The sequence below is a fragment of the Hahella sp. CR1 genome, from assembly GCF_029813005.1.
Lineage (GTDB): Bacteria > Pseudomonadota > Gammaproteobacteria > Pseudomonadales > Oleiphilaceae > Hahella.
This window is the reverse complement of the sequence record NZ_JAPELK010000020.1, coordinates 13,645-36,571: the sequence shown is the minus strand read 5'-3', so window position 1 is coordinate 36,571 and position 22,927 is coordinate 13,645. Positions and strand designations below refer to the sequence as shown.

Below are 22,927 nucleotides of genomic sequence, written 5' to 3'. Positions count from 1 at the left end.
CGCACAACCGCCAATTAAAGATGGGTTAAGACGCAAAGTCTAGCGTTCTCTTGCGGTTTAAGCGCCTTATACGCCAGTCATCAGGGCTTACAATAACCCAGGCGACTGGACCCTGTATGGGCCGGGGCGGTAAAATGCGCGCCCTGACAGGAGCGAGCGGAAAATGAGTGACAGCAAAGACCGAATCTACCAAGACGCCAAAGGCGCCGTCGGCGCCTTCGAATTTGATGAGCGGGTGGCGCACGTATTCACTGATATGATCAACCGCTCGGTGCCCGGCTACGCCATGATGCTGGAGATGATCGGCGTTATTTCCCGGCGCTACGCCCAGGCGGGAACCCATTGCTACGACCTGGGCTGCTCCCTGGGCGCCTCCACCCTCGCCATCCGCAGCAACCTTGAGCACTTCAATGCGTCCGAGGACAAGCCCAAGGTGATAGGCGTCGACAACTCCGCCGCCATGGTGGAGCGTTGTCGAGTGAACATGGAGCGCATGCCCAGCGCCATCCCCACAGAAATACTCTGTCAGGACATCCAGAGCACGCCCATTGAAAACGCCTCCATCGCGATCATGAACTTCACGTTGCAGTTCATTCCTCTGGCGCAACGGGAAGATCTGCTGCATCGCATCGCAGTCAACATGAAACCCGGCGGCGCGATGGTGCTGTCCGAGAAAATCGAGTTCGCCGATGCAGACAAGCAGCATACCCTGTTCGATCTTCATCATGACTTCAAACGTGCCCGGGGCTACAGTGATCTGGAAATCGCGCAAAAACGCAGCGCCCTGGAGAATGTCCTGGTGCCGGAAACCATCGAGGCGCATATTGAGCGTCTGCAAAGGGCCGGGTTCAGCCAGGCTTACTTATGGTTCCAATGTTTTAACTTCGTCTCTTTTCTGGCAATAAAATGATCCGTTTCGACGACTTCCTGGCCCACGCCGACAAAAACCGTCTGCAGCGCTTTATCCCCGACTTCGAACGCGTGTTGGATGAGCGCTATTATTCTCGTACTCATGGCGACTATGAAGGCTGGTGGAACGCCTTGCAGCAGCTTCCCGCGGCGCAGACGAGCCAAATAAAGTTCGACGTCGACACATTGATGATCGGCGCGGAAGCAGACCTTGATCCAGAAGCGCGGGAGTCGCTGATCAAAGGACTACGCGGTCTGCATCCCTGGCGCAAAGGCCCCTTCAATTTCTTTGGCGCCCATATCGACACGGAGTGGCGCTCTGACTGGAAATGGACGCGCGTCGCCCCGCATTTAAGCCCACTAAAAGATCGATTTGTGCTGGATGTTGGCTGCGGCAGCGGCTACCACTGCTGGCGCATGCTGGGTGAAGGCGCGCAGTTCGTCCTCGGCGTGGACCCTTCGCCCAAGTTTCTGTTCCAGTTCCACTGCGTTAAAAAATACGCGCCCACCGCGCCGGTTTATTACCTGCCGCTGCGTTCAGAAGACCTGCCGCCCAACATGGGCGCCTTTGATACAGTCTTCTCCATGGGCGTGCTGTACCATCGCCGCTCGCCGTTTGATCACATAGATGAATTGAAAGCGGCCCTGCGCCCGGGTGGAGAACTGGTGCTGGAAACACTGGTCATCCCTGGCGACGAAAACACCATCCTGACCCCGCTGGACCGCTACGCGCAGATGCGCAATGTCTGGTTTATCGGCAGCTCTCTGGCCACTAAACGCTGGCTGGAGCGTTGCGGCTTCGAAGACGTTCGCATTGTGGATGAAGGCGTCACTTCACTGGAAGAACAACGCCAGACAGACTGGATGACCTTTCAGTCACTCAAAGACTTCCTCGACCCAGAGGACTTCAGCAAAACCGTCGAAGGCTACCCCGCCCCGGCCCGCGCGGTGTTGGTGGCCAGGAAGCCTTAATCGGCGGCCTAAACCCCATGGGCTGCCGGTAGATCTGCGTCAGCCCTACTCCTTCCGATACAACACATGAATATACCGGCCCAGGGAGAGGTAGGGTTCTTTCTGGGAGTGGGCGCGCTCCATTTCCAGTACGTCTTCATAGCTGCGCTCGCGGGCGACGTGTTTTTGCATGAAGTCGTAAAAAGTGCGTATGCCTCGTTTGCATAACTGTCTCATGTCCGCCTGCTCCAACCAGCCGTAGACCTCATCGGGATCAAGTGGATTCTGTGGCGTCAGCCCCCCTTTACGATGGCTCCAGTTGTTCTTCTTGAGTTTGCGGAAATTGCCCTGCAGCAGATTGCGGTAAATCAGGCTATTGCGGTTATAGAAAGCCAGGGACAGCACGCCGCCACTGCGTAACTTGCTTAGCGCCTGCTCCAGGGCGGGGCGAGGGTCGTCCATCCACTCCAGCACTGCGTGGACGATTATCAGGTCATAGGGCCCCTGGAGTTGCGGCAGAACCTCCTGCATCGCGCCTTCACGCCACTCCTCGCAGGCCTGCGCCGCTCCCAGAGACTCCAGATTGGCGCGGGCCGCCGTTAGCATCTCTGCGGACAGATCGGTCAAAGTCAGGCGATGTCCCGCCTGCGCCAAGCGTCCGCTGATCATCGCCGCGCCGCAGCCGATATCTAAAACTCGCCAGGCGCCCTCTCCCAATTGTTCCGCCAAATGGGCATCCAGGTCTTCGTTGATCAGATCCAGTCGTAAGCGCCCTTTGGGGGTGCCATAAATATTATTCTGAAAGCGCTCTTTCAGTTCGTCGAAGTTGTGCCCCGGGGAACCCTTTGAATCTTCTTGCATTTTGGGAACTTACTGTTGAATCGAGATTGATGTTGACGCGTATAATACCACTACTGCGCACAAAGCCCTCGACAGGTTATTGAAAAGCCTTCGAAAAAACGTCGCCGCAATATCAATCGCTTCAATGCAACAAGGATACGCTTCACCATGCTTTCGCTACTTAAAATACTTCATGTTCTAGCGGCCCTGGGCTGGGTCGGCGGTATGTTTTTCGCCTATTTCATTCTGCGCCCTACAGCGGCGGAGCAATTGCAGCCGCCTCAGCGCCTGCCGTTGTGGTCGGAAGTGCTGACCCGCTTTTTCCGGTGGGTGTGGATCGCCGTGCTGACGCTCTGGGGCTCCGGCGTGGGCATGCTCGCGCTGTGGGGTAGTAAACCGCCGTTGTATGTACATGTCATGCTGGGCGGCGCACTGGCGATGACGCTGATCTTCGTTGGTGTGTTTTTCTTTCCCTTTCGCAAGCTGAAGACCTGCACGCTGGAAAAGACCTGGAGCGAAGCCGGCGCCGCGCTAAATCAGGTGCGACAGGCTGTGTTGGCCAATCTGTGCCTGGGGCTTATCGTCATCTGCGTCGCCGTTGGCAAGTGGCCGCTCTGACATCAGCGCTGCAATAACGCCAGAGCGGCGTCCAATGGCGCGTCGTCCGCCTCCAGCCAGTGGATGGCGACGCCCTGACGCTCCATACGACGGAACCATTTCACTTGCTGGCGGGCGAAGAGATATATCGCGGACGCCAGTTTTTGCATCATGTCATTACGGTTAAGCTGCTCCTGCAGATACAACGTGACATAGCGGTACTCTAATCCCAGCTCATCCAACTGCCGCCAACTCAAACCCGCCGCCCGGAGGCTTTCCACTTCGTCAATCAAGCCTTCGTCCAGACGAGTTTCCAGACGTTCGCGAATGCGGGCGCGTAATCGGTCATTGTCGCAGTGCAATCCGATCACGACAGGATCGATACTGATCTGCACACTGGGACTGTCTTCATTCAGCTCTGCGTAGGCAATCTCTATGGCTCGCAGCGTGCGTTCACGGTCCTGGGTGTCAGTGGTGTTATGCAAGGGTCTCAATGAGGCCAGCAGCGCATTCAGTCGCTCTTGATCGTGATGTTTGAGCCGTTCCCGCAGCAGCAGGTCGACAGGCGCTTCAACCAGTCGATAGCCGCGCAGGATCGCATCCAGATACAACCCAGAGCCGCCGGCGATAATAGGGCGCATCTCTCTTGTTTCCAGATCATCGAGTGTCCGCTGCATGAAACTGAGGTAGTCAAACAGGCTGAACGGAGTCCCCGGATCAACAATGTCGATCAGGTGATAAGGCGTATCGCCGTAATCCTGCAAATCCTTGCCGGTTCCAATATCCATACCTCGAAACACCTGCCGGGAATCCGCAGACACCACCTCTCCCGCCATGGCGCGCGCCAGCCCTACGGCGAGCCGCGTCTTTCCGCAGGCAGTGGGCCCAAGCACCACTATGGGCCTGGCGTTAGGGTTTTCGTTAGCGATACTCATCTGTGACTCTTTTCTTGATTTCGGACAGCCTTCTCCGCCAGGAAGCAATCTAATCTATGCTTATATCAGACCCTGTTTACCTGAGCACGGAGTATGGCAATGATGAAAATAACCATTATCTGGATGGCCGTCGCCGCTGTATTTATGCTGCCAACCATGATGGTGCTGGCGTTTATTTTTCGCAATTCACGCACAGCGGACCTTTATTACAACGGGCTGGCCAACCGGGTGGAACAAGAGCGCCTGGGCCAGATGCTGAAGCAGAAAGGCGTCGACACCGCGCATTATGTTCGGGGCTCATCTTCCGTCGAGGTGTTCAAAGCCATTCAAAACTGTCGTAACTGTTCAGAAAAAGCCCACTGTGGAGAACACCTGCAACAGGAAAACGCCAATCTTGGGGTTCCCGATTTCTGCCCCAATCATGACGCCATCGCCGCCCAAGCGTCTGTCAGCGCTGATGAGCCCAAGCCGGAAGCAACGCCTCCGGCATAACTACTCGCATGGCCCGGCGGCGCATGGGACAGTTAAACGCCAGTTCCATCGCCGCCAGCATCAAGCCGTCCTCGTGCTTGTTGCCGGAACCGTAACGCGGATCGCCCAATAAGGGATGCCCCAGATCTGCAAAATGGCGTCGAATCTGATGTTTGCGTCCCGTGATCAGTTTGACCCGCACCAGACTGGAATCCGTCGCTTCGTCATAATGCTGGACCTGGTAATAGCTCAACGCTGCTTTGCCGTCCACAGGGAAGTCGATTTCCCCCTGCTCTTGCGCCAGTCGCCCTTTTACCCGCGCCAGATAGAATTTATCCAGCGCATTATTCTGCAGCAGCGCGCCAAACCGCCCCGCCGCCGCTTTATTATGGGCAATGATCACCAATCCCATGGCCTCGCGATCCAGGCGATGCAGCAGGAATACCTGCCGCTTGCTTTGGAAATGCAGTTCCACCATGCGCAGCAGGCTGCAATGGTCGCCCCATTCGGAGCCCTGCGTCAGCAGCCCGGCGGGTTTGCACCAGATGGAATAAGCGTCATGATCCGCCACCAATGTGGGCTGCGGACTGTTTAACGCGAGAATCTGAGGATCGTAATTCAGCTCCAGCACGTCGCCGACCGCCAATGCAGATTTGGCTCTGCGCAGACGCTTCTGCGGCTTGCCGCCGCGCTTCCACCAGACGGCGCCTTTCAGCATGGCGTCTTTGACTTTTTGCTTCGACAAACCGGTCTGCGCGGCCAGCCAGGTAGACGCATCCGCCACCGCTTCGCCGACGATCAACTTACGGCGCCAGCGACTTTGCGCGTCCACTTCCCCGCCCCCGGAACGCCAAACATTATCTGACGGCATGGTACACCTTGAATCGGCTGTTCTCGAACAGAACCCGCACCGGCCCAACATGGGCTTCAATCCAGTCCGGGTATGGCAGGAAACGGTTGGCCACCAGGGTCAATGAACCTCCCGGCTTAAGCACGCGAGCGCAATCGCGCAGAAACTGCTGGGTGATGCGCGTATCCTGCTTCACCCCCTGATGAAACGGCGGGTTAGTGACAATGGCGTCTACGCCGGGCTGCACCTCAGCAAGCCCGTCTGACGCATAGATATTCAACTCAGCGCTATTGGCTTCAGCCGTGCGCGCCGCGCTTTTCAGCGCCAGCAGATTGATATCCGTCAGCTCTACCGATGCTTTGGGATAGCGCTTCTTCAAAGTCGTTCCAATAACGCCGCAGCCGCAACCAAAATCCAGAAAACGCCTCCCGCGCAACTCCGGCAGAGACTCCAGCAGCACTTGCGTTCCCTCGTCCAGACGACCCGCGCTGAAGACTCCCGGCAGCGTGAATAATTGAAGCGTGTCTACTTTCTCCTGCGTGAGTTCGTAGGCGCGCCAGAACTCGTCCTGTTGCGGCCGCCAATCATTCGCTGGCGTCAGTTGCCAAACCTGGCAATGACGCGCCGAGTCCACTTTAGCGGCGTCCCAGCCTTCTTTCGCCAGACGCTTGGCGGCGCTCTCCACGCCTTCGCGCTTTTCGCCCACCAGCCAGATATGCTGTACGTGTTTCAATGCCGGCGCGACAACGGATAGCATCAGATCCAGCATTTCTCTGGCCTTCGGCATAAACAGGGCGATCTGATCCCATTGCGCGTCAGCAGGCAACGCCAGATCCGTAAATAACCGCTCTTCCGCTACGGCGTTCCGGCAGGCGTTCACCGCCGTGTGATCCCAACTCAGAACGCTGACCTCTGCGCCAGTCTGGCGCAGGTCCGCAGCAATGGCGTCTGCGGGCGGCGAGCACAATAGTATCCGGCCGCTCAACTGCTCACGTTGGCGTAACAGCGCTTGGCTGGGATTGCTTAACTGACTCATGCCGGCCTCGGAATACTGATAACTTCGCCCAATGTGGCGTATTCATCCGCCCCCAGACGGGACAGCGGGTTCACCTGCATTGCGTCCACTTTGTGACGGCCTTTGGCGTCCGTCGTCATCACGCTATCGTCCACAAACAGTTTTTCGATATTGAGCAGCACCATCGCCTGGGGCACGCTGCCCAGCTCCACCACTTCCTGCACCCGGCACCCAAACGCCAAACGACATTCCGCCAATCTGCCCAACTCAAAACCTTCGAAGTCCACCAATGACAGGTTAAGCCCTGGCAGTTCGGATTCGCCGTAAGGCAGCGTCCGGGACGAGTCCGTCACCGCCTGCGCCATTTCGCGACCAGCGATATGCACCGTGCAGGGCGCGCCAACCTGTAAATTGCTGCGCGTATCTTTCAGCTCTCCGCTGGGCTTTTTACCGATGGAAATGGCGATGGTGGGAGGCGCGCTGGAAATCGCCGTGAAATAGGAGAACGGCGCCAGGTTCATGCCTCCATCCTCATTGCGGGTCAGCGCCCATGCAATGGGACGAGGGATGATGGTCTGCGTCATCCAATGATAGATTTTGGTCGCTTCTAATTGCTGGAAGTCAATATACATGGGGGACTCTGTCGCGTTGCGGTGGCTTGAGGTTGCTAAAGCCCGCTATTTTAAGCCCGCCAGCCTCTTTTTTCTAACCTTTACGAAGAGTTGGGAAAATAATGTCGCCCCGATAGCGGACTATATAAAAAGACCTATCGACACAGATGAAAATGTGATCAGCATCCACTCAATCTTTGTATCTTTGTGTAACACTGCTCAACATTCAGTCAGAACCTCCCAGGCAGCCAAGCCTGGAAAGCCCTGACGTTATAAAAACAAATACGTCCATCAACCTGTCGCGCCAGGAACTTATAAAGTTATAACAAACCCTGGCGCCGGGGCCTGCATGAATGCTGTCGCAGACCCAAGGGCAAAGAGGCGCCACAATGAGCATATCCCCAACGCTATCGTCGATGCTGTTTATCGTCTTGTTGAGTCTGACCAAGCCGTCCTTTGCGGTAACGCTGCAAGGCGTGGAAGTTCCTGAGTCCCTGCCGCCGGAGGGCGACCGCCCTTCTCTTTCCTTGAATGGAGCCGCTACGCGCCGCTTTCTGGTCTTTGTCGATGTTTATGTCGGCGCCTTATATGTGGAGCGCACGACTCACGAAGCGCCAGCTCTGCTTGCCGATGAAGGTTACCGGCGCATGGAGTTCACCATGCTGCGAGACGTGCGCGGCCGCAAGATCGCAGACGCCTTTTACGAAGGCATGCGTCTGAATATCAGCAAGCAGCAGGCGGAGGACATCCGTGTGGAGATCGAGCAGATGGTGCATATGTTCGATCAAAAGCTGGAAAAAGGAGACACCGCCGTCGTGGAATATATCCCCGGCGTCGGGGCGCAAGTCTGGCTGGACGGGCGTGACCGCGGCGTCATTCCAGGCAAGAAGCTGTTCGACGCCATTCTGTCTATCTGGATTGGCGACTACCCGGTCAGTCAGGACTTCAAAGCCGGCATCCTGGGGGCGCCGCAACAATCGGCGAGTCGAATGGCTGACCGGAATTGACCCCGGTCAATATAAGCGTTACCAGGGAGATGGCCGCCGGGAGAGGTTGACCTGAGTCAAACTCGCCATGGCGGACCCTCGCCATAATCCAACTAAAGATCACGTTATTATCGATCAGCCAAGTTGGAGATCCATTATGTACATCGACGAAACCATCATCGCGGGATTACTGGTAGTAGGCATGACCATCGCATTCTTCGGCGGCGTCTATGTCGTGCTGAAAAAAGAAAACGACAAGCATCAGAAACATCATTGATTACAGGCTTTGTCGCCATCCTGGCGTCAGTAGTCCTGCTTCCACTGTAGTTCGACTCCGCCAAAGCCGGACTGTCCGCCAGTGGTCGTCTCCAGGTTGAGGTTGGGGTTCAACTCCACCTCGACGGAGCCTTTCCACGGCTGCGCTGGATCTGGGGTTCGCTCCAGCTCCAGATAGACGCGTTCAGTCAAATATTTGCCCACGCCGACGGACACGCCGCTGCCGTTGTCGGTTTCCTGTGTGTCGACGGATAGCGTATCAACCCCCAGCAAATCGCGAGTGGTGGCGATAGGATCAAAGAAACTGCCGCCTTCCCCTCGCAGCGTCTGCACCGCTGCCGCCAGGCGATAGGCCTGAATCGGCGTGATGTTGCGCACGGACTTGCCGAACATGAGCTGCGACAGGATTTCATCTTCCGGCAAGGGCGGGTTCGAGCTCAGATTCACCTTCAGCGACGCCAGCGACCCGGACAGTTCCGCACGATATTCCGTGTCCTTGCTGGTGTAGACGCCCACGATAAACATGGTGAAGCTGTCGTTCTCAAACAACACCTCCCCTTCCTGCAAATCGAACTTCTTACCAAAGACCTCAAAGGTGCCGCGCAGGGTTTCAAAGTTGCCGCGGTAGGAGGCGGACTCCAGCGGCCCTTTGGCGAACACCCGGCCTTTCAGTTCCGCTTCCAAGCCACGCCCACGTAGAAAGGCCTGCTGGTTGACGACCAGACGGATATCCAGAGCGACCTTGGGCAAAGGTAGGATGCTGTCTTCCTCCAACACTTCTTTAGCCACCTCGCGTACTTCAATCTCCGGAATATCACGGCCCAGCGCCGCGTCCAGCATCATCGCGAACGGCAACACTTCCACTTTTCCGCTAAGCAGCAGGTTTTTGAAGTCTCCTTCCAGCGTCAACTTCCCGGACACCGCCCCTTCCATATCGGAGCGACGCAGAATACTGGCGTTGGTGGCGACCAGCTGCAGTTCTATCGGCTTGTCATCACTTTCTTCACCGCCCTTCAGTTCACTCCAGTCCACATGGCCAAGCAGCTCCAGCTTGCCGGAGCCGCCATCGCTGGCGGAGCTGTCGCTCATGGTCATTTTCCGGCCGGAAAACGCCAGATTGGCCTGAGCGTCTTTAAATAAAGTGCTGGTGATGCGGTTTTCGTAAAAACCATCCTGCAGTTTCAAATCGCCATTTAACAGAGGATCGCCAAGAACGCCTTGCGCAGACAGGTTCAGATTCAGGTCACCGGAAAAGCGGTGAATATCCGGGTCCAGCAGAAAATTGAGCCAGCGCGTCTCCAGGTTACCGGCCACCGCCACATCCAGCGGAATCTTACGCACATCCAGCTCGCCCTGCAGTTGGTTGAAGAAATCCAGATATGTGCGCGCGTTAATATCCAGCTTCACTCTGCCGGTCTGCGTATCGTCTTTCTTGATCACTGTCACCAGCGACAAGGTTTCGTTTTCCTGTGTGGCGATATCAGTATGCAACTGCAACGGATATTTTTGCTTTCGTCCTTTGTCGTCCATCCCTTCGATTTCCGTGGCGTAGGCGACATAACCGTCCACTTTGGGTTGCTGCAGCGAACCCTGCAATCGCAAATCCGTATTTAACACCCCATGCTGCATTTGCCAGCCTAAAGCCTGCAAACTCTTCGTGTTCACACCGGAGCCGTTCAGCGAGACGTCAAACCCGGTGGGTCGCCACCAGCCAGACAGATCGATACGCCCAGCATCGCCCAGATTCGCGGTCAAGGAGGAAACATCCACCCCCTGTGTTCCGCCCTCGCCTTCGCCAGTCACCTCAAACGGCAAGGTCGAATAGCGACCCGCGGTGTGCAGGCGTCCACTGACTTTGGGATCGGTAAACGCCCCTTCCACGTGTAAATCTGCATCCACATCGCCGCTCAGATCAGGCGGCAACGCCACATCCGCCAATGCAGCCAGTGAGTACGGCAGTTTATGCGCCACGACATCCAGATTAAGCGTACTTTTGGCGATACTGACCCGCCCGGAGCCTTCCAGCGTGGCCAGCTCGGCCTGGCTTGCGGCCGCATCGCTATCTTTAGGTTGCGCGCGGGGCAATTCGGCGCGAAATGAGCGAAAGTTCAATACATCGGGAGAGCCGGACAGGTTCGCACTCACCGCAAAGGCTTGCGACTTAAAGCTGCCCGCCGCCTGCGCCACGCCGGAGAACTCCGGCTTGGTGAACTTGCCTTTCACTTTGGCGTCGACGCCAACCAGTGTGGGTCCCAGTTCAGGCGGCAGCTCGATTTCCAGTTTACTAAGCAGGTCCAGCGGGATTTTGCCGCCCTTGGCGCTCAGGTCGAGAAGAGATTTGCTCCAGTCGATCTTGCCTGCAGCCGTCACCCAGGCTTCCCCTGTGTTGACGCGGGCGTCGCGCAGCGTGACGGAGTCTATGCCGCCTTTCACGCCGCCCTGCACCGTAAAAGGCAAATCCAGGTAGGAGCCGCGAGCAGACACCCGCCCTTCATAGTTGGGCGACACATAGGGGCCGGTCACAGTGACGTCGCTCGCTTCCGCAAACAGTTCCAACCCTTCCGGCGGCGCGATATCCAACAAACTCAGATAACTTAACGGCGTCTGCGCACGGGTGACGCGAATATTCAATGATTCCGCCGCGAGGTCCACCGTTCCGCTGGCCTGCGCCTGCAATTCGTCCAGACTGGCGGTGAGGGAGTCGATGACAATCTTTTCTTTGCCGCCACTGCCGCGCACGGAGGCGATCAAGGGCTTGCCGCTAAAGTTAGTGCGCACGCTGGCGCTGCCCGAGGCTTGCGGGTCATTCAGAGAGCCCGTCGCACGCAGACTTGCGCTGGCGTTACCGGTGCTGAAATCTTTGGTCCAGGGCGCCAGCACATCCAGCGGAAAGCGATCGATGTCCACCTGCGCGTCCAGCTCTTCATCCGTCACCCGCCCACGCACCTTTTGCAGGCGCTGATCAATATAGATATCCAGTCCTGCGGTTTGCACCAGAAACGCATCCAGATTCACATCCACTTTTCCGGATGCGCGCAGGCTGTGGCCGAACAACGGGGCTTTCAATTGTTGCAGATCGATGCCGTAAGTCGGACCGCTCTGTGCGCCGCTGGTCGCCTGATCTGAGGGTTCGGACTGCGCCACCACAGCTTTCAATTCCACATCCAGCGCCTGCCAGGCGGGCATTTTCGCCAATCCGCCCAGCCAGCCTCCAGCCGGCTCATTCAACATTGCGGTCAATGTCAGCCGTTTTTGTTCATCCCATTGCGTGGCGACCGCAATCTGCGCGGGCTTTTCCTCAAGCGTCCCGGCGTTCAGCTCTAACGTTAGGGGAACATCCGTCCAGTACAGTGTGCCGGAACCATGAATCTTCGCCGCAGGAATATCTTCCATGCCCGGCGCTTTTACTTTCAGTCGCAGCAGCGACAATTCATCCAGCGCCACCGGCCACATTGCCGTAGTTCCAGACTCCGGCGGAGCCTCTTCTTCCTCGCTGGACTCTGGTAGCGTGTCCACCAGGTTGATGTACAAATCATCCGCCGACAGATTGTCCACGTGCACCCGCTGGGCGAACAGACTGTTGATGTCCACCTGCAGATCCAGGGCCCGCGCCCGCACCAGTTGCTTCTCGTTGAGATAGACTTCCAGCAGCCCAAAACTCCAGTGGCCAAGATCCGGGCTACCGACATCTTCGACTTCAATTCGAATGGGAGAGCCTTTCAACGCCAGCGGCAGGCCTTTACCCAGCAGCCAGACACGCCCGCTTTCGCTGCCGACGAAAGTCACCGCCAGCAGCAGCATGAATACAATCAGACTCATGATCAGGGAGAAAAAATGAGCCGGCCAACGCACCCACCATTTGCGCAGCATCAGAAGGCCTGCCCTATGCTGATGTACAACTGAAAGTTGTCATCCACTCCATCCCTGGGACTGAGAGGTACGCCAACGTCAAAGCGGATGGGCGCGAAGAAAGTGAAATAGCGCAAGCCGATTCCCGTTCCCCATTTCAGTTCTTCTCCCGGCTGCAGGTTGGCGTCGTCAAAAGCGAAGCCGCCGTCTACAAAGAGCACAGCGCCCCAGCTCTCGGAGAAGCGAAAGCGAGTTTCCACGGAGACTTCGTTAAACGAGCTGCCGCCAAATGGATCATCGTCAGTGATTCGGCTCAGTGACTGATATGGGTATCCGCGCACGGAGCCGCCGCCGCCTACATAAAAGCGCTCGTCAGCGGGTATATCGCCCGTTGACTGTCCGGAGATAGTTCCTGTCGCCGCCCGTAACGCCAAAGTGGGCTCCCAGTAAAAGGAGTCAGCAGTCAGATACGTACTGGCGGAGAAAGTGGTTTTCACAAAGCGGCGGGAGGTTTCCAGGGTATCAATGTATGGCTGAACGCCAGCGGTAAGAATAAACCCTTTGCGCGGGTCGAGGAGATTGTCGGTCGTATCCAGCTTCAAGGTGAATGGAAAAGACACTAGACCAAACTCATCGGTCACGCCTTCGTCGGTGACTTCACTGTATTTCAGCTGCGCGCCGATGGAGCCGGACAGGATATCCGTGAACTGACGCTTGATCGTAAAACTGGTCTGAGCACTAAGGGAATCATAGGCGTCCAATTCCTTCTTGGTCAGGTCGCCGTTGAGAATGGCGCTTTGATCATCACGAAAAAAGTTAGGCAGCGTCAGCTCGCCTTCCACGGTGCGACGCACCTGCGACACGCGTCCGCCTACTTCGATCTTCTCGCCAGCGCCAAGAATATTACGATGTTCCCAGCCCAGCGATAGCCCAATCCCTTCATCCGTACTGTAACCAATCCCCGCTTTACGCGTGCGGTGGTTGCGCTCCTGCAAGTTGAAGGAGGTATCGACGCGTCCGTTCTCCGGTTGGGCGATATTCGTTTCGATGCGCGCAATCAGGTTGGTTTTGAGCAGATTCAAGCGCGCCTGATCCACGCGGGCGCGGTTGAAGCATTGTCCCGGTTCATATCCCAGTTTTGTGCGCAGATATTCTTCTTTGACGGACGTCAGACCGGAAACAGCGATCTCGCCGAAGTTGACGCTGGGACTGGGCTCCATGCGATAAGACACCGTCGCGGAATGATCGGCGTGATTCACTTCCGCTACATAGCTGAGCTTCACTTCGTAAAAGCAGGCGTTTTCCTGAATATATTTTTTCAGCGCGTCCTGAGTGTCCAGCACATTGGAAGCCACCAGCGCGCGCCCCTCTCGCAAAGGCCACGTGGAAGCTCTGGGCATCTTGAACCCGTCAGGCACGTCGAAAGTGATTTTTTGCACTTTGTACAGGGGACCCGGGGTCAGCAGATAGGTCACGCCTTTGTCATCTTCCTTGAGGCGGTATTCCACGGCCCCCGCGTAATATCCCTGAGAACGCAGCAGACGTTGAATGATGTCTTTTTCGTAGCGGGCGATTTTGACCGGGTTGGTGTACTGCTTGAGCGTGAGGTTCTCATCCCGTTGGCGATCCAGCTCGTCCTCCACCAAGGATTTCAGCTTCTCGTTATCCTCCACCACAACTTCATATTTGAGTTTGTCTGAAAAAAACGGAATGTCGATGGCGTGTGCAAGTCCGGAAACGGCCAGAAAAAATGTGAAACTAGCTAAACACCTTATTAAATGCATCAGGTTGAAATGGCTATCCGAAATATAGAGTCAGGTGATGAAATTGCTTCGTCCTATGAGACTCGGCATTTTGCGATAATTTTCGATGTCCTTCTAGATGAAACCGCAGGAATTACCCGTATTTAATAATGACTAGAGGTGACAACCATGTTTTATCCGCTAACATAGGGCGGCTTCGCCTTTATTCAGGAACATTCGCGAAAAGCACTTACAATTCAGCAGGATCAGGAAGAACCGGAACTCAGCGATTGCAATCAACGAACCTCGGGGCAACGCCCCAACCCCATCGCCAGCATACAACTTTTCCCGGCCGCCTTCCGGCCGGACTCGGACATATACAAGTAATCATAAAGGGAGAACTTCATGGCTAAACGCATGACGATAATGATTGTCGTACTTGCTGTCGTCTTCGGTGGAATTTTCTACTTCCTGGGCTATCTGAAGCCGAAAATGATGGGCGAATATTTCGCCAACTTTCAGCCCCCGCCGGTCACCGTTTCCTCAGAGAGCGCCCGCACGGAGAAATGGACGCCTTTCTACAGCTCCATCGGTAACGTTGTCGCCGTGCAGCAGGTGACGGTGACTTCCGAAGAAGCAGGCGTCATCAAATCCATGCCGATTTCGTCCGGCGCGCAGGTCAATGCCGGCGATCTGCTGGTGCAACTGGATACCGATGTGGATGTGGCGGAAATAAAAGGGATGCAGGCCTCCGCAGAACTCGCGGAAGCCACCTACAAACGCGATCAGAAGCTTTTAGAACGCAATGTCGCCAGCAGCCTGGATTTCGAAACCAGCCGCGCGCAGTTAAAGAATGCGCAGGCGCAGGTGGAAAGCCAGCGCGCCCGCATCAACAAGAAAAGCATTCGCGCGCCGTTCAAAGGCACATTGGGCATCCGCAAGGTCAATCTTGGCGAGTATGTGCAGCCAGGAACCCCCATTGTCACCCTACAGGACCTGTCTCGGGTATACGTCAATTTTGCTTTGCCCGAGCAACTGTTCAGCCAAGTGCATAACGGCCTGCAGGTGGAAGCCAAGGTGGCGGCGTTTCCTGAACGCACGTTCAACGGCAAGGTCACCGCCATCGACGCCCGAGTGGACCAGCAAACCCGAAATTTCACTATCCAGGCGACTTTCGAGAATTCCGACCAGGCGTTGCGTCCCGGCATGTTCGCGGAAGTGAAGCTGTTGCTGGGCTCCGAGCGCGATGTGATTACAGTTCCCTCCACTGCTCTGGAAGCCAAGCTGTACGGCACCTCTGTATTCGTAATCAGCAAGGCGTCCGCAGAAGGTCAGGCCGCCACCAAAGACGCCCAGGAAAATATGGTGGTCGAGCGCCGTTATGTTGAAACGGGGCTGTCGCAGAACAACTGGACTGAAATAACCAAAGGGCTGGAGCCCGGCGAGTCCGTGGTCACCGCCGGTCAGCTCAAATTGCAGAACGGCTCCCGCGTGAAGATCAACAACAACGTGGAACTGCGCTGATCCGCACCGGTAAACTAGGAGAAGCCTATGCGTTTTACCGATATATTCATACGCCGTCCGGTGCTGGCGTCCGTCGTCAGCCTGATTATCCTGCTATTGGGTCTCAACGCCCTGAAGACTCTGCAGGTGAGGCAATATCCGCAATTGGAAAATGCGGTCATCAATATTTCCACTGCTTATCCTGGCGCCAGTTCTGAACTGGTGTCGGGGTTCATCACTTCGCCCATTCAACAGGCCGTGGCGAGCGCCGAGGGGATCGACTATCTGACCTCTTCCAGCAACCAGGGCTCCAGTCTGGTGGAAGTGCACCTGAAACTGGGCTTTGACTCCAGCACCGCGATGACGGAGATTCTCTCCAAAGTGGCGGAGGCGCGCCGTCAGTTGCCAGCGGATGCGGAAGAGCCGGTGATTCAGAAGTCCACCGCCGGCACCACTGCGCTCATGTACGTCAGCTTCTTCAGCCAGGACATGAGCGAAGCGCAGATCACCGACTACTTGAAACGCGTGGTGCAGCCGCAGCTGGAAACCGCCGATGGCGTGGCCAAAGCGGAAATTCTCGGGGGCAAAACATTCGCCATGCGCGTCTGGCTGAATCCGCAGAAGCTGGCGGCCTTCGACCTGACGCCTCAGGATGTCGCCCGCGCCGTCGGCTCCAACAGCTTTCTGTCCGCCGCCGGCGCGACTAAAGGCCAGTACATCACCGCCAATATCACCGCCGATACGGATTTGCACAGCGTGCAGGAATTCCAGCAGCTGGTGGTGAAACGGGATGACGCCACCCTGGTGCGTCTGCAGGATGTCGCCACCATTGAGCTGGATGCGGAAAGCGACGATTCAGCGGTGTACTTCAACGGCAATCGCGCCGTGTTTGTCGCCATTACGTCCCTGCCCGCCGCCAACCCATTGGAAGTCATCGACAATATCTATGACCTGATGCCAGCGCTTGAGAAGCAGTTGCCCAGCGCGCTGAACGTCAAAGTGGCTTATGACGCCACCAAGTTCATTCGCGACTCCATCAACGAAGTGATCAAGACGGTTGGCGAAGCGACGGTCATCGTTATATTCGTCATCTTTTTGTTCCTGGGTTCTTTGCGCGCCGTAATGATTCCGGTGGTGACTATTCCGCTGTCTCTGGTAGGCGTTTGCTTCTTCATGCTGGCGCTGGGCTACTCCATCAACCTGCTGACCCTGCTGGCGATGGTGCTTGCTATCGGTCTGGTGGTGGACGACGCCATCGTGGTGGTGGAGAACATTCACCGCCACATCGATGAAGGCCTGTCGCCGTTCAAAGCCGCCATCATTGGCGCCCGGGAAATCGCCACGCCGGTCATTTCCATGACCCTCACCCTGGCGGCGGTGTATGCGCCGATTGGCTTCCTCGGAGGACTGACGGGCGGCCTGTTCAAAGAGTTCGCCTTTGCCCTGGCGGGGGCGGTGATCATCTCGGGCGTCATTGCGCTGACATTGTCGCCGATGATGTGCTCCAAGCTGATGACGGAAACCAACAGCAAGATGGCGATCTGGCTGGATGAGGTATTTGAAAAGCTCAGAGGCGCCTACCAGCGTCGCCTGCATAACGCGCTCAATTATCGTCCGGTCACGCTGGTGATGGTGCTGACGATGCTGGTGAGCTGTTTTTACCTGTACCAGCTGTCCAACAAAGAGCTGGCCAGGGACGAAGACCAGGGCATCATCTTCAGTATGTCCACCGCGCCGGTGAGCGCCACTCATGACTACGTGGCCGCCTATACCGATGAAGTCATCAAAACCATTGAGACCTTTGATGAGAGAAACGATTACTTCATCGTGCAAGGCGCCAACGGTTCCGCCAACAGCATGTTCTCCGGCATGATCCTGAAAACCTGGGGAGAGCGTGAGCGCAGTCAGATGGAGCTGGTTCCCATCATGCAGCAGCGCATGGGGGATATCGCCGGTTATCAATCGGTCTCCTTCAACCTGCCCACCCTGCCCGGCTCCAGCGGCCTGCCTGTGCAGTTCGTCATCACCACCGCGCAGGATTACAAGGTGCTGTATGAGCTGGGTCAGGAGCTGCTGGCGGAAGCACGCAAGAGTGGTAAGTTCCTGTTCGTTAATTCCGACCTGAAGTTCGACAAGCCTACCGCGCATATCTCCATCAACCGCAGCAAGGCGGCGGAATTGGGCATCAGCATGCAGGATATCGGCGCCGCATTGGCGACCATGTTGAGCGGCGGCTATACCACCCGCTTCAGCGTGGAAGGCCGCAGTTACAAGGTGATTCCACAAGTGCTGCGGGAATACCGCGCCACAGCTGAGCAACTGGACGACTACTACGTGCGCACCGCTTCCGGCGAGCTGATTCCGCTCTCAACCATCGCGGAAGTCTCCAAAGGCGTGGAGCCAAATAAGCGCGGGCAGTTCCAGCAGTTGAACTCCATGGTGGTGGAAGGCGTCATGACGCCCGGAATCAGTCTGGGCGAAGCATTGGACTTCCTGGACCAGAAGGCGCAGACCATCTTCCCGCAGGGCTATGGATATGAGTACGCCGGACAGTCCCGACAGTACAAGCAGGAAGGCAGCGCGCTGATCTTCACCTTCTTCTTCGCCCTGTTGATGATCTATCTGGTGCTGGCGGCGCAGTTCGAGAGCTTCCGCGATCCGTTCATCATTCTGGTGAGCGTGCCGATGTCGTTGCTGGGCGCGTTGATTCCCATCGCCTTCGGTGTGACGTCGGTGAATATCTACACTCAGATCGGTCTGGTGACGCTGATTGGCTTGATCACTAAACACGGCATCTTGATTGTGGAGTTCGCCAACCAGTTGCAGGTGGAACAGGGACTGAGCAAGCGCGAGGCCATCGAGCAGGCCGCCGGCATTCGTCTGCGGGCGATTCTGATGACCACCGCCGCAATGGTGGTGGGCGTGCTGCCTCTGCTGTTCGCCAGCGGCGCCGGCGCCGTCAGTCGTTTCGATATCGGTCTGGTGATCGCATCCGGCCTGTCCATCGGCACGATCTTCACGCTGTTTGTAGTGCCCACCATGTACATGATCCTGGGCACGGACCACAGTCTGGTCGAAAAACAGGAAGACGTGGACGGCGAGGCTGTCCCACGCCTGACCTTTCCCTCTTAGCCTCCGGCGCCCGCCAGCGCCGGAGCCCTATTGAAAAAAGCAATTATCGGGCGGCTCCGGCTTGCCTGATAATGGCTTTTCTGATTTATTCCCCTAACGCCATCCGCTTGACCATCGCTTTCAGGACGACCGCTGTATGACCGACTATTCCGTGCTTCTGGTGTTTCTCTCCACCTGCCTGTTTGTGTCCGCCACCCCGGGCATGTGCATGACGCTGGCGTTGACCATGGGATTAAGCATTGGTTTGAAGCGTACGTTCTGGATGATGTGGGGCGAATTGATCGGCGTCGGCATTGTCTCCGTCGCCTCTGTCGTAGGCGTCGCCACTTTGATGCTGCAGTATCCGCAGGTGTTCTCCGTGCTTAAGTACGTCGGGGGCGCTTACCTCGCCTACCTTGGCGTACAGATGTGGCTATCCCGGGGCAAAATGGCCATTCCCGAGAAGATGGAGGACTCCCGCGTCGCCAGCCCTACAGAGCTGGCTACACAGGGCTTTGTGACGGCGATTTCCAACCCCAAGGGCTGGGCGTTCATGGTGTCGCTGTTGCCGCCCTTCATTTCAACCGACGCCCCAATGGCGCCGCAATTGGCGACCTTGGTTTCGATCCTGTTGATTGTGGAATTTTTCTGCCTGGTGTTATACGCCAGCGGCGGCCGCACGCTGCGCCACTTCCTGCTGCAAGGCGATAACGTCCGCTTGTTGAACCGTATCGCTGGGACCTTAATGATCGGCGTCGGAGCCTGGCTGGCGTTTTTCTGACGCGGGTTTTCAGGCGTCAGGAGGTTTGCGGCGTAACGGGAATTTTATAGCTCAGCGCCGCCGCCAGATCCCGTTTGGAGGCTTCCCAGTAAGCAGCGAGGGAGGAAGCCAGCTCCAACATCTTATGGACGGGCGCGGGCAGATCGTTGAGATCGCCGGTATCCAGCAGATTCTTCATCTCATGGCCCAGCTCCGTATCTCCGAGAATCACAATCCGGCGTTGAAAAAACAGCGTATCCGGGTCCATCCTGCGGCCAGCAATCAAGGCGAAGGCGGCGGAATCGCCCCGGATTTCCGTATCCGCCGTTTCCGTTAGCGCTACTCTGATGGAGCGATCCTCAGCAAGACTCAGGCTCCAGCTCAGTTCCAAATCCACAACCGTCACTTTAACCCAGCGATGAATAAGAGAGTCGAACTCTCCTTCTCTGATCGCCTCACCGAAACCGTCCTGCAGCAGCTTGCGAATAAGCGCGGCCTGCAGCGGAAACGGCGTGCGCGCCAAGGGATGCAGCAGATAGCGTCCCGGCCGGCGCACCACATCTGTCAGCGCCGGCAAGGCGGCGGCAAGCTCTTTGGAAAATTGCAGCGGGCTTTTAAACATGAACATCAGTCTCCCCTGTCGCAGCGTTTAGTCGCCGTTATTAAATAGACTCAGGACCCGGGGCATATTGATTTCCATCAAATCCCCCACACAGCGCTTTTGCTACCTTACTCGCATTTGCCGCCCTGGGAGTATGCAATGGAGCTGGTTTGTCCGGCGGGAAGTCCTCCCGCTCTTCGCGCCGCCGTGGATAACGGCGCCGACGCTGTTTACATCGGATTCAAAGACGATACCAACGCCCGCCATTTCGCCGGGCTGAATTTCGACGACGCCAAAGCTCAACAAGCGCTGGCTTACGCCCGCGACCGTGGCGTGAAGCTCTTCGTCGCCATCAATACCTATGCTCAGTCACAAGGTTGGGAGCGCTGGCGCAACGCGGTGGATAAAGTCGCCGGCTTGCAGGCGGACGCGCTGATCGCCGCCGATATCGGCGTCATGGATTACGCCGCCCGCCAATATCCCCAGCTGAACCTGCATCTCTCCGTACAGGGCTCCGCCACCAACTATGAAGCGCTGCGCTTCTATCACAACCGTTTCAATATCAAACGGGCGGTTCTGCCCAGAGTCTTGTCCTTGCCGCAGGTGCGGCAGGTGGCGTCGCATAGCCCGGTTGATCTGGAAGTCTTCGCTTTCGGCAGCCTGTGCATCATGGCCGAGGGGCGCTGCTATATGTCGTCCTACATGACCGGTGAATCGCCCAACAACAGCGGCGCCTGCTCGCCCGCTAAGTTCGTAAAGTGGGAACAGAAAGACGGACGCCTGGAGTCCCGCCTAAACGGCTCACTCATTGATCGCTTCGAAGCGGACGAAAACGCCGGTTATCCCACTTTATGCAAGGGACGCTTTGACGCCGGCGACAGCCATGCTTTTCATGTTTTTGAAGAGCCGACCAGCCTGAATACCCTCGATCTCATTCCAGAACTCGCCGCAACCGGCGTCAAGGCGGTGAAGATAGAAGGCCGACAGCGCAGCCCGTCTTATGTCGCACAGGTCGTGTCCACCTGGCGTCAGGCCCTGGATTGCTTCCAGCGCGAACCTGCGGCGTTCCGATGTCAGCAAGATTGGCTGGAGGCGTTACAGGCGCTGTCTGAGGGCGCGCAAACTACGTTAGGCGCGTATTCCCGTCCCTGGCAGTAAATCAAAGCGTTGACCTCGGGTCGCGTATCTCCGAATCATCAATAGATAGAAGGCGCAGTACTATGAAAATCTCTCTGGGTCCCCTGCCTTATTTCTGGCCGAAAGACATGGTCGTTCAATTCTATTCCCAGGTCACCGCCGCGCCGGTCGATATTGTCTATCTCGGAGAAACTGTCTGCTCCAAGCGCCGGGAGATGAACTTGCGCGACTGGCTGGACATCGCTGACTCACTGCTTGATGCCGGAAAAGAAGTCGCGCTTTCCACCCTCGCGTTGATAGAAGCGGAGTCGGAATTAAAGTCCCTGCGCGCTATCTGCAAAGCGGCCAATGCAAACGAACGCCTGAGCGTGGAAGCCAATGACATGGCGGCGGCGCACCTGATGTCGGAAGCCGGAAGGCCTTTCATCGCCGGCCCTTACCTGAATATCTATAACGCGCCAGCGCTGGAAATCATGCGACAAGCAGGCGCTAAACGCTGGACGCCGCCCGTAGAAATCAGCCGGCACGCGCTGGAAGGCATTCTGGGGAGTCTCGCCTCCCCCATTGAAACTGAGTTATTCGCCTACGGTCATCTTCCCCTTGCGCTCTCCGCCCGCTGCTTCACAGCCAGATCAGAGGGATTGCCCAAAGACGACTGTCGCTTCGTCTGTAAGAAATACCCTCAAGGCATTCCCACACGAAGCCAGGAAGGCGAAACCTTGTTCAACCTCAACGGCATTCAGACGCAGTCCGGCAAGTGTTATCACCTGCTGAATCAATGGCGCGATCTGCAGCATGCAGGCGTGAATGTGATTCGTCTGAGCCCTGAGTCGCCGGATACCCTGCGGGTCGCAGAGAGTTTAGCGCTGGCGCTCAAACAGGAGCAGGACAGGGTCCTGCCCTACCAGCTCAACCACAGCAATGGTTACTGGAGCCGAATCCCTGGCATGGAGCTGGCGGCGGGACCGCAGGAAACGCCTCATCTCTCCTGAGGCTTATCCCGGAGACAAAGTCAGGCTTAAAAATATCCCTGCATGATTTTATCGACGTCGATCTTTTTCAAGCCCTCGCTGAACACCTTGGCGAGCTCTTCCCCACGAGGGCCTTTTTTGAAGCAGATATAAAGCTTCTTGTCTTCCAATAACGTCGGGTTGAACTCAATCGCGCCCGCGGCGGATTTAAGGCTCGCCTCAGTGGATAGGAGGTATTTCATGACGTTTTTGTCGATGACCGCCAAATCAATGCGATCTGAGACCAGTTTCATCAGGTTCTTCACGTCATCTCCCGCCTCGCTCGCATTGAGCTGCTTGTTGGCCACCATGTCGTCAAACTCAGCGGTGTTCACATAACCGCTGACCACGCCGATGCGATATTTGGCGAGGTCCGGCAGCGCTGCCCAGTCAATCTGATGATTTTTGCGTTGGGCGAACCCCAAAGGGCCTGAGCCCATCGGCTCGGACAGGATAAAGTCGTCTTCCAGCTCTTTGGCGTAGTACTCAGGGAAATAGCCGTCATAGGCCGGATCGTTTTTGGCCAGGGCCACGGCGCGCTTCCAGGGGTAGAATTTCACCTCCAACGTGTAACCCATGGCGGCGAACGCCTCTTTGGCCACCGCCGCGCTGGCGCCCTGGTTGGCCAGACCTTCCGAGGTATAGGGCGGCCAGTCCAGGGACGTCAATTGCACGTTCTTACCTTCAGCCCTCACCTCAAGACCTACAGCGGCGATAAAGACAGTCAAAACAGATAGAATAAGGCGCTTCATTAAAGCCTCCTAATTGCGTTG

Annotated in this window: 20 protein-coding genes; 11 read left to right on the top strand and 9 right to left on the bottom strand. The window is 56.8% G+C overall.

The annotated features are described in order from the left end of the window. The first annotated feature begins 163 nt into the window (after positions 1-163). Both cmoA and cmoB read left to right on the top strand, forming a co-directional pair. Positions 164-910: a carboxy-S-adenosyl-L-methionine synthase CmoA gene (gene cmoA, locus ONV78_RS29455; RefSeq protein ID WP_279508118.1), complete on the top strand. Its 747-nt coding sequence runs from the start codon at positions 164-166 to the stop codon at positions 908-910. Continuing rightward, positions 907-1,881 carry a tRNA 5-methoxyuridine(34)/uridine 5-oxyacetic acid(34) synthase CmoB gene (cmoB, locus tag ONV78_RS29450; RefSeq protein ID WP_279508116.1) on the top strand — a complete coding sequence of 325 codons (975 nt, stop codon included), beginning with the start codon at positions 907-909 and terminating at the stop codon, positions 1,879-1,881. Before cmoA ends, cmoB begins: the two co-directional genes overlap by 4 nt. Positions 1,882-1,926: 45 nt before the next feature. On the opposite strand, the gene ONV78_RS29445 is transcribed toward cmoB, so the two are convergent. Then, on the bottom strand, positions 1,927-2,721 hold the full coding sequence (locus tag ONV78_RS29445) for a methyltransferase (protein ID WP_279508114.1): 795 nt from the start codon (positions 2,719-2,721) through the stop codon (positions 1,927-1,929). A 147-nt stretch (positions 2,722-2,868) separates the two neighbouring features. Here ONV78_RS29445 and ONV78_RS29440 point away from each other — a divergent pair, with 147 nt between their 5' ends. After that, positions 2,869-3,318, top strand: a complete 450-nt coding sequence (locus tag ONV78_RS29440; RefSeq protein WP_279508113.1) for a CopD family protein — start codon at positions 2,869-2,871, stop codon at positions 3,316-3,318. Between the two features lie 2 nt (positions 3,319-3,320). On the opposite strand, the gene miaA is transcribed toward ONV78_RS29440, so the two are convergent. Continuing rightward, the gene (miaA, locus tag ONV78_RS29435; RefSeq protein WP_279508112.1) at positions 3,321-4,232 is read right to left on the bottom strand and encodes a tRNA (adenosine(37)-N6)-dimethylallyltransferase MiaA; all 912 of its coding nucleotides are present in this window, start codon (positions 4,230-4,232) and stop codon (positions 3,321-3,323) included. A 99-nt stretch (positions 4,233-4,331) separates the two neighbouring features. Here miaA and ONV78_RS29430 point away from each other — a divergent pair, with 99 nt between their 5' ends. After that, on the top strand, positions 4,332-4,724 hold the full coding sequence (locus tag ONV78_RS29430) for a DUF6455 family protein (RefSeq protein WP_279508111.1): 393 nt from the start codon (positions 4,332-4,334) through the stop codon (positions 4,722-4,724). Here the strand turns inward: ONV78_RS29430 and ONV78_RS29425 are convergent. From ONV78_RS29425 to ONV78_RS29415, 3 genes are read right to left on the bottom strand one after another with little or no spacing between them, the layout of a single operon-like run. Next, the gene (locus tag ONV78_RS29425; RefSeq protein ID WP_279508107.1) at positions 4,681-5,574 is read right to left on the bottom strand and encodes an RluA family pseudouridine synthase; all 894 of its coding nucleotides are present in this window, start codon (positions 5,572-5,574) and stop codon (positions 4,681-4,683) included. The genes ONV78_RS29430 and ONV78_RS29425 overlap by 44 nt on opposite strands. Continuing rightward, positions 5,561-6,589, bottom strand: coding sequence for a class I SAM-dependent methyltransferase (locus tag ONV78_RS29420; protein ID WP_279508105.1), 1,029 nt, complete (start codon positions 6,587-6,589; stop codon positions 5,561-5,563). Before ONV78_RS29420 ends, ONV78_RS29425 begins: the two co-directional genes overlap by 14 nt. Next, positions 6,586-7,200: a flavin reductase family protein gene (locus tag ONV78_RS29415; protein ID WP_279508104.1), complete on the bottom strand. Its 615-nt coding sequence runs from the start codon at positions 7,198-7,200 to the stop codon at positions 6,586-6,588. Before ONV78_RS29415 ends, ONV78_RS29420 begins: the two co-directional genes overlap by 4 nt. 368 nt (positions 7,201-7,568) lie before the next feature. On the opposite strand from ONV78_RS29415, the gene ONV78_RS29410 reads away from it, so the two are divergent. Then, positions 7,569-8,186 carry a chalcone isomerase family protein gene (locus ONV78_RS29410; protein ID WP_279508103.1) on the top strand — a complete coding sequence of 206 codons (618 nt, stop codon included), beginning with the start codon at positions 7,569-7,571 and terminating at the stop codon, positions 8,184-8,186. Positions 8,187-8,322: 136 nt separating this feature from the next. Next, a complete protein-coding gene (gene ccoM, locus ONV78_RS29405) occupies positions 8,323-8,442 on the top strand; it encodes a cytochrome c oxidase subunit CcoM (protein WP_279508102.1) in 120 nt (39 codons plus the stop codon). Positions 8,443-8,468: 26 nt separating this feature from the next. Here ccoM and ONV78_RS29400 read toward each other — a convergent pair whose 3' ends face one another. Together ONV78_RS29400 and ONV78_RS29395 are read right to left on the bottom strand one after the other, a co-directional pair. Then, complete coding sequence (locus tag ONV78_RS29400) at positions 8,469-12,311, bottom strand: translocation/assembly module TamB domain-containing protein (protein WP_279508100.1); 3,843 nt, start codon at positions 12,309-12,311, stop codon at positions 8,469-8,471. Beyond that, positions 12,311-13,963 (bottom strand): BamA/TamA family outer membrane protein, encoded by a 1,653-nt coding sequence (locus ONV78_RS29395; RefSeq protein ID WP_279508098.1) that lies wholly within the window; start codon positions 13,961-13,963, stop codon positions 12,311-12,313. Before ONV78_RS29395 ends, ONV78_RS29400 begins: the two co-directional genes overlap by 1 nt. Before the next feature lie 474 nt (positions 13,964-14,437). On the opposite strand from ONV78_RS29395, the gene ONV78_RS29390 reads away from it, so the two are divergent. From ONV78_RS29390 to ONV78_RS29380, 3 genes are all read left to right on the top strand, one after another. After that, a complete protein-coding gene (locus ONV78_RS29390) occupies positions 14,438-15,556 on the top strand; it encodes an efflux RND transporter periplasmic adaptor subunit (RefSeq protein WP_279508095.1) in 1,119 nt (372 codons plus the stop codon). A gap of 27 nt (positions 15,557-15,583) precedes the next feature. After that, positions 15,584-18,667, top strand: a complete 3,084-nt coding sequence (locus ONV78_RS29385) for an efflux RND transporter permease subunit (RefSeq protein ID WP_279508094.1) — start codon at positions 15,584-15,586, stop codon at positions 18,665-18,667. 136 nt (positions 18,668-18,803) lie between these two features. Then, positions 18,804-19,427 carry a LysE family translocator gene (locus ONV78_RS29380; RefSeq protein ID WP_279508092.1) on the top strand — a complete coding sequence of 208 codons (624 nt, stop codon included), beginning with the start codon at positions 18,804-18,806 and terminating at the stop codon, positions 19,425-19,427. Between the two features lie 16 nt (positions 19,428-19,443). On the opposite strand, the gene ONV78_RS29375 is transcribed toward ONV78_RS29380, so the two are convergent. Then, positions 19,444-20,028, bottom strand: coding sequence for an SCP2 sterol-binding domain-containing protein (locus tag ONV78_RS29375; RefSeq protein WP_279508091.1), 585 nt, complete (start codon positions 20,026-20,028; stop codon positions 19,444-19,446). 138 nt (positions 20,029-20,166) lie between these two features. On the opposite strand from ONV78_RS29375, the gene ONV78_RS29370 reads away from it, so the two are divergent. Next, entirely contained in the window at positions 20,167-21,165 is a 999-nt protein-coding gene (locus ONV78_RS29370; protein ID WP_279508088.1) for a U32 family peptidase, read from the top strand. 62 nt (positions 21,166-21,227) lie between these two features. Continuing rightward, positions 21,228-22,136, top strand: a complete 909-nt coding sequence (locus tag ONV78_RS29365) for a U32 family peptidase (protein ID WP_279508086.1) — start codon at positions 21,228-21,230, stop codon at positions 22,134-22,136. Between the two features lie 26 nt (positions 22,137-22,162). Here the strand turns inward: ONV78_RS29365 and ONV78_RS29360 are convergent, their stop codons facing one another. Next, the gene (locus ONV78_RS29360) at positions 22,163-22,906 is read right to left on the bottom strand and encodes an ABC transporter substrate-binding protein (protein WP_279508084.1); all 744 of its coding nucleotides are present in this window, start codon (positions 22,904-22,906) and stop codon (positions 22,163-22,165) included. Positions 22,907-22,927: the final 21 nt, after the last annotated feature.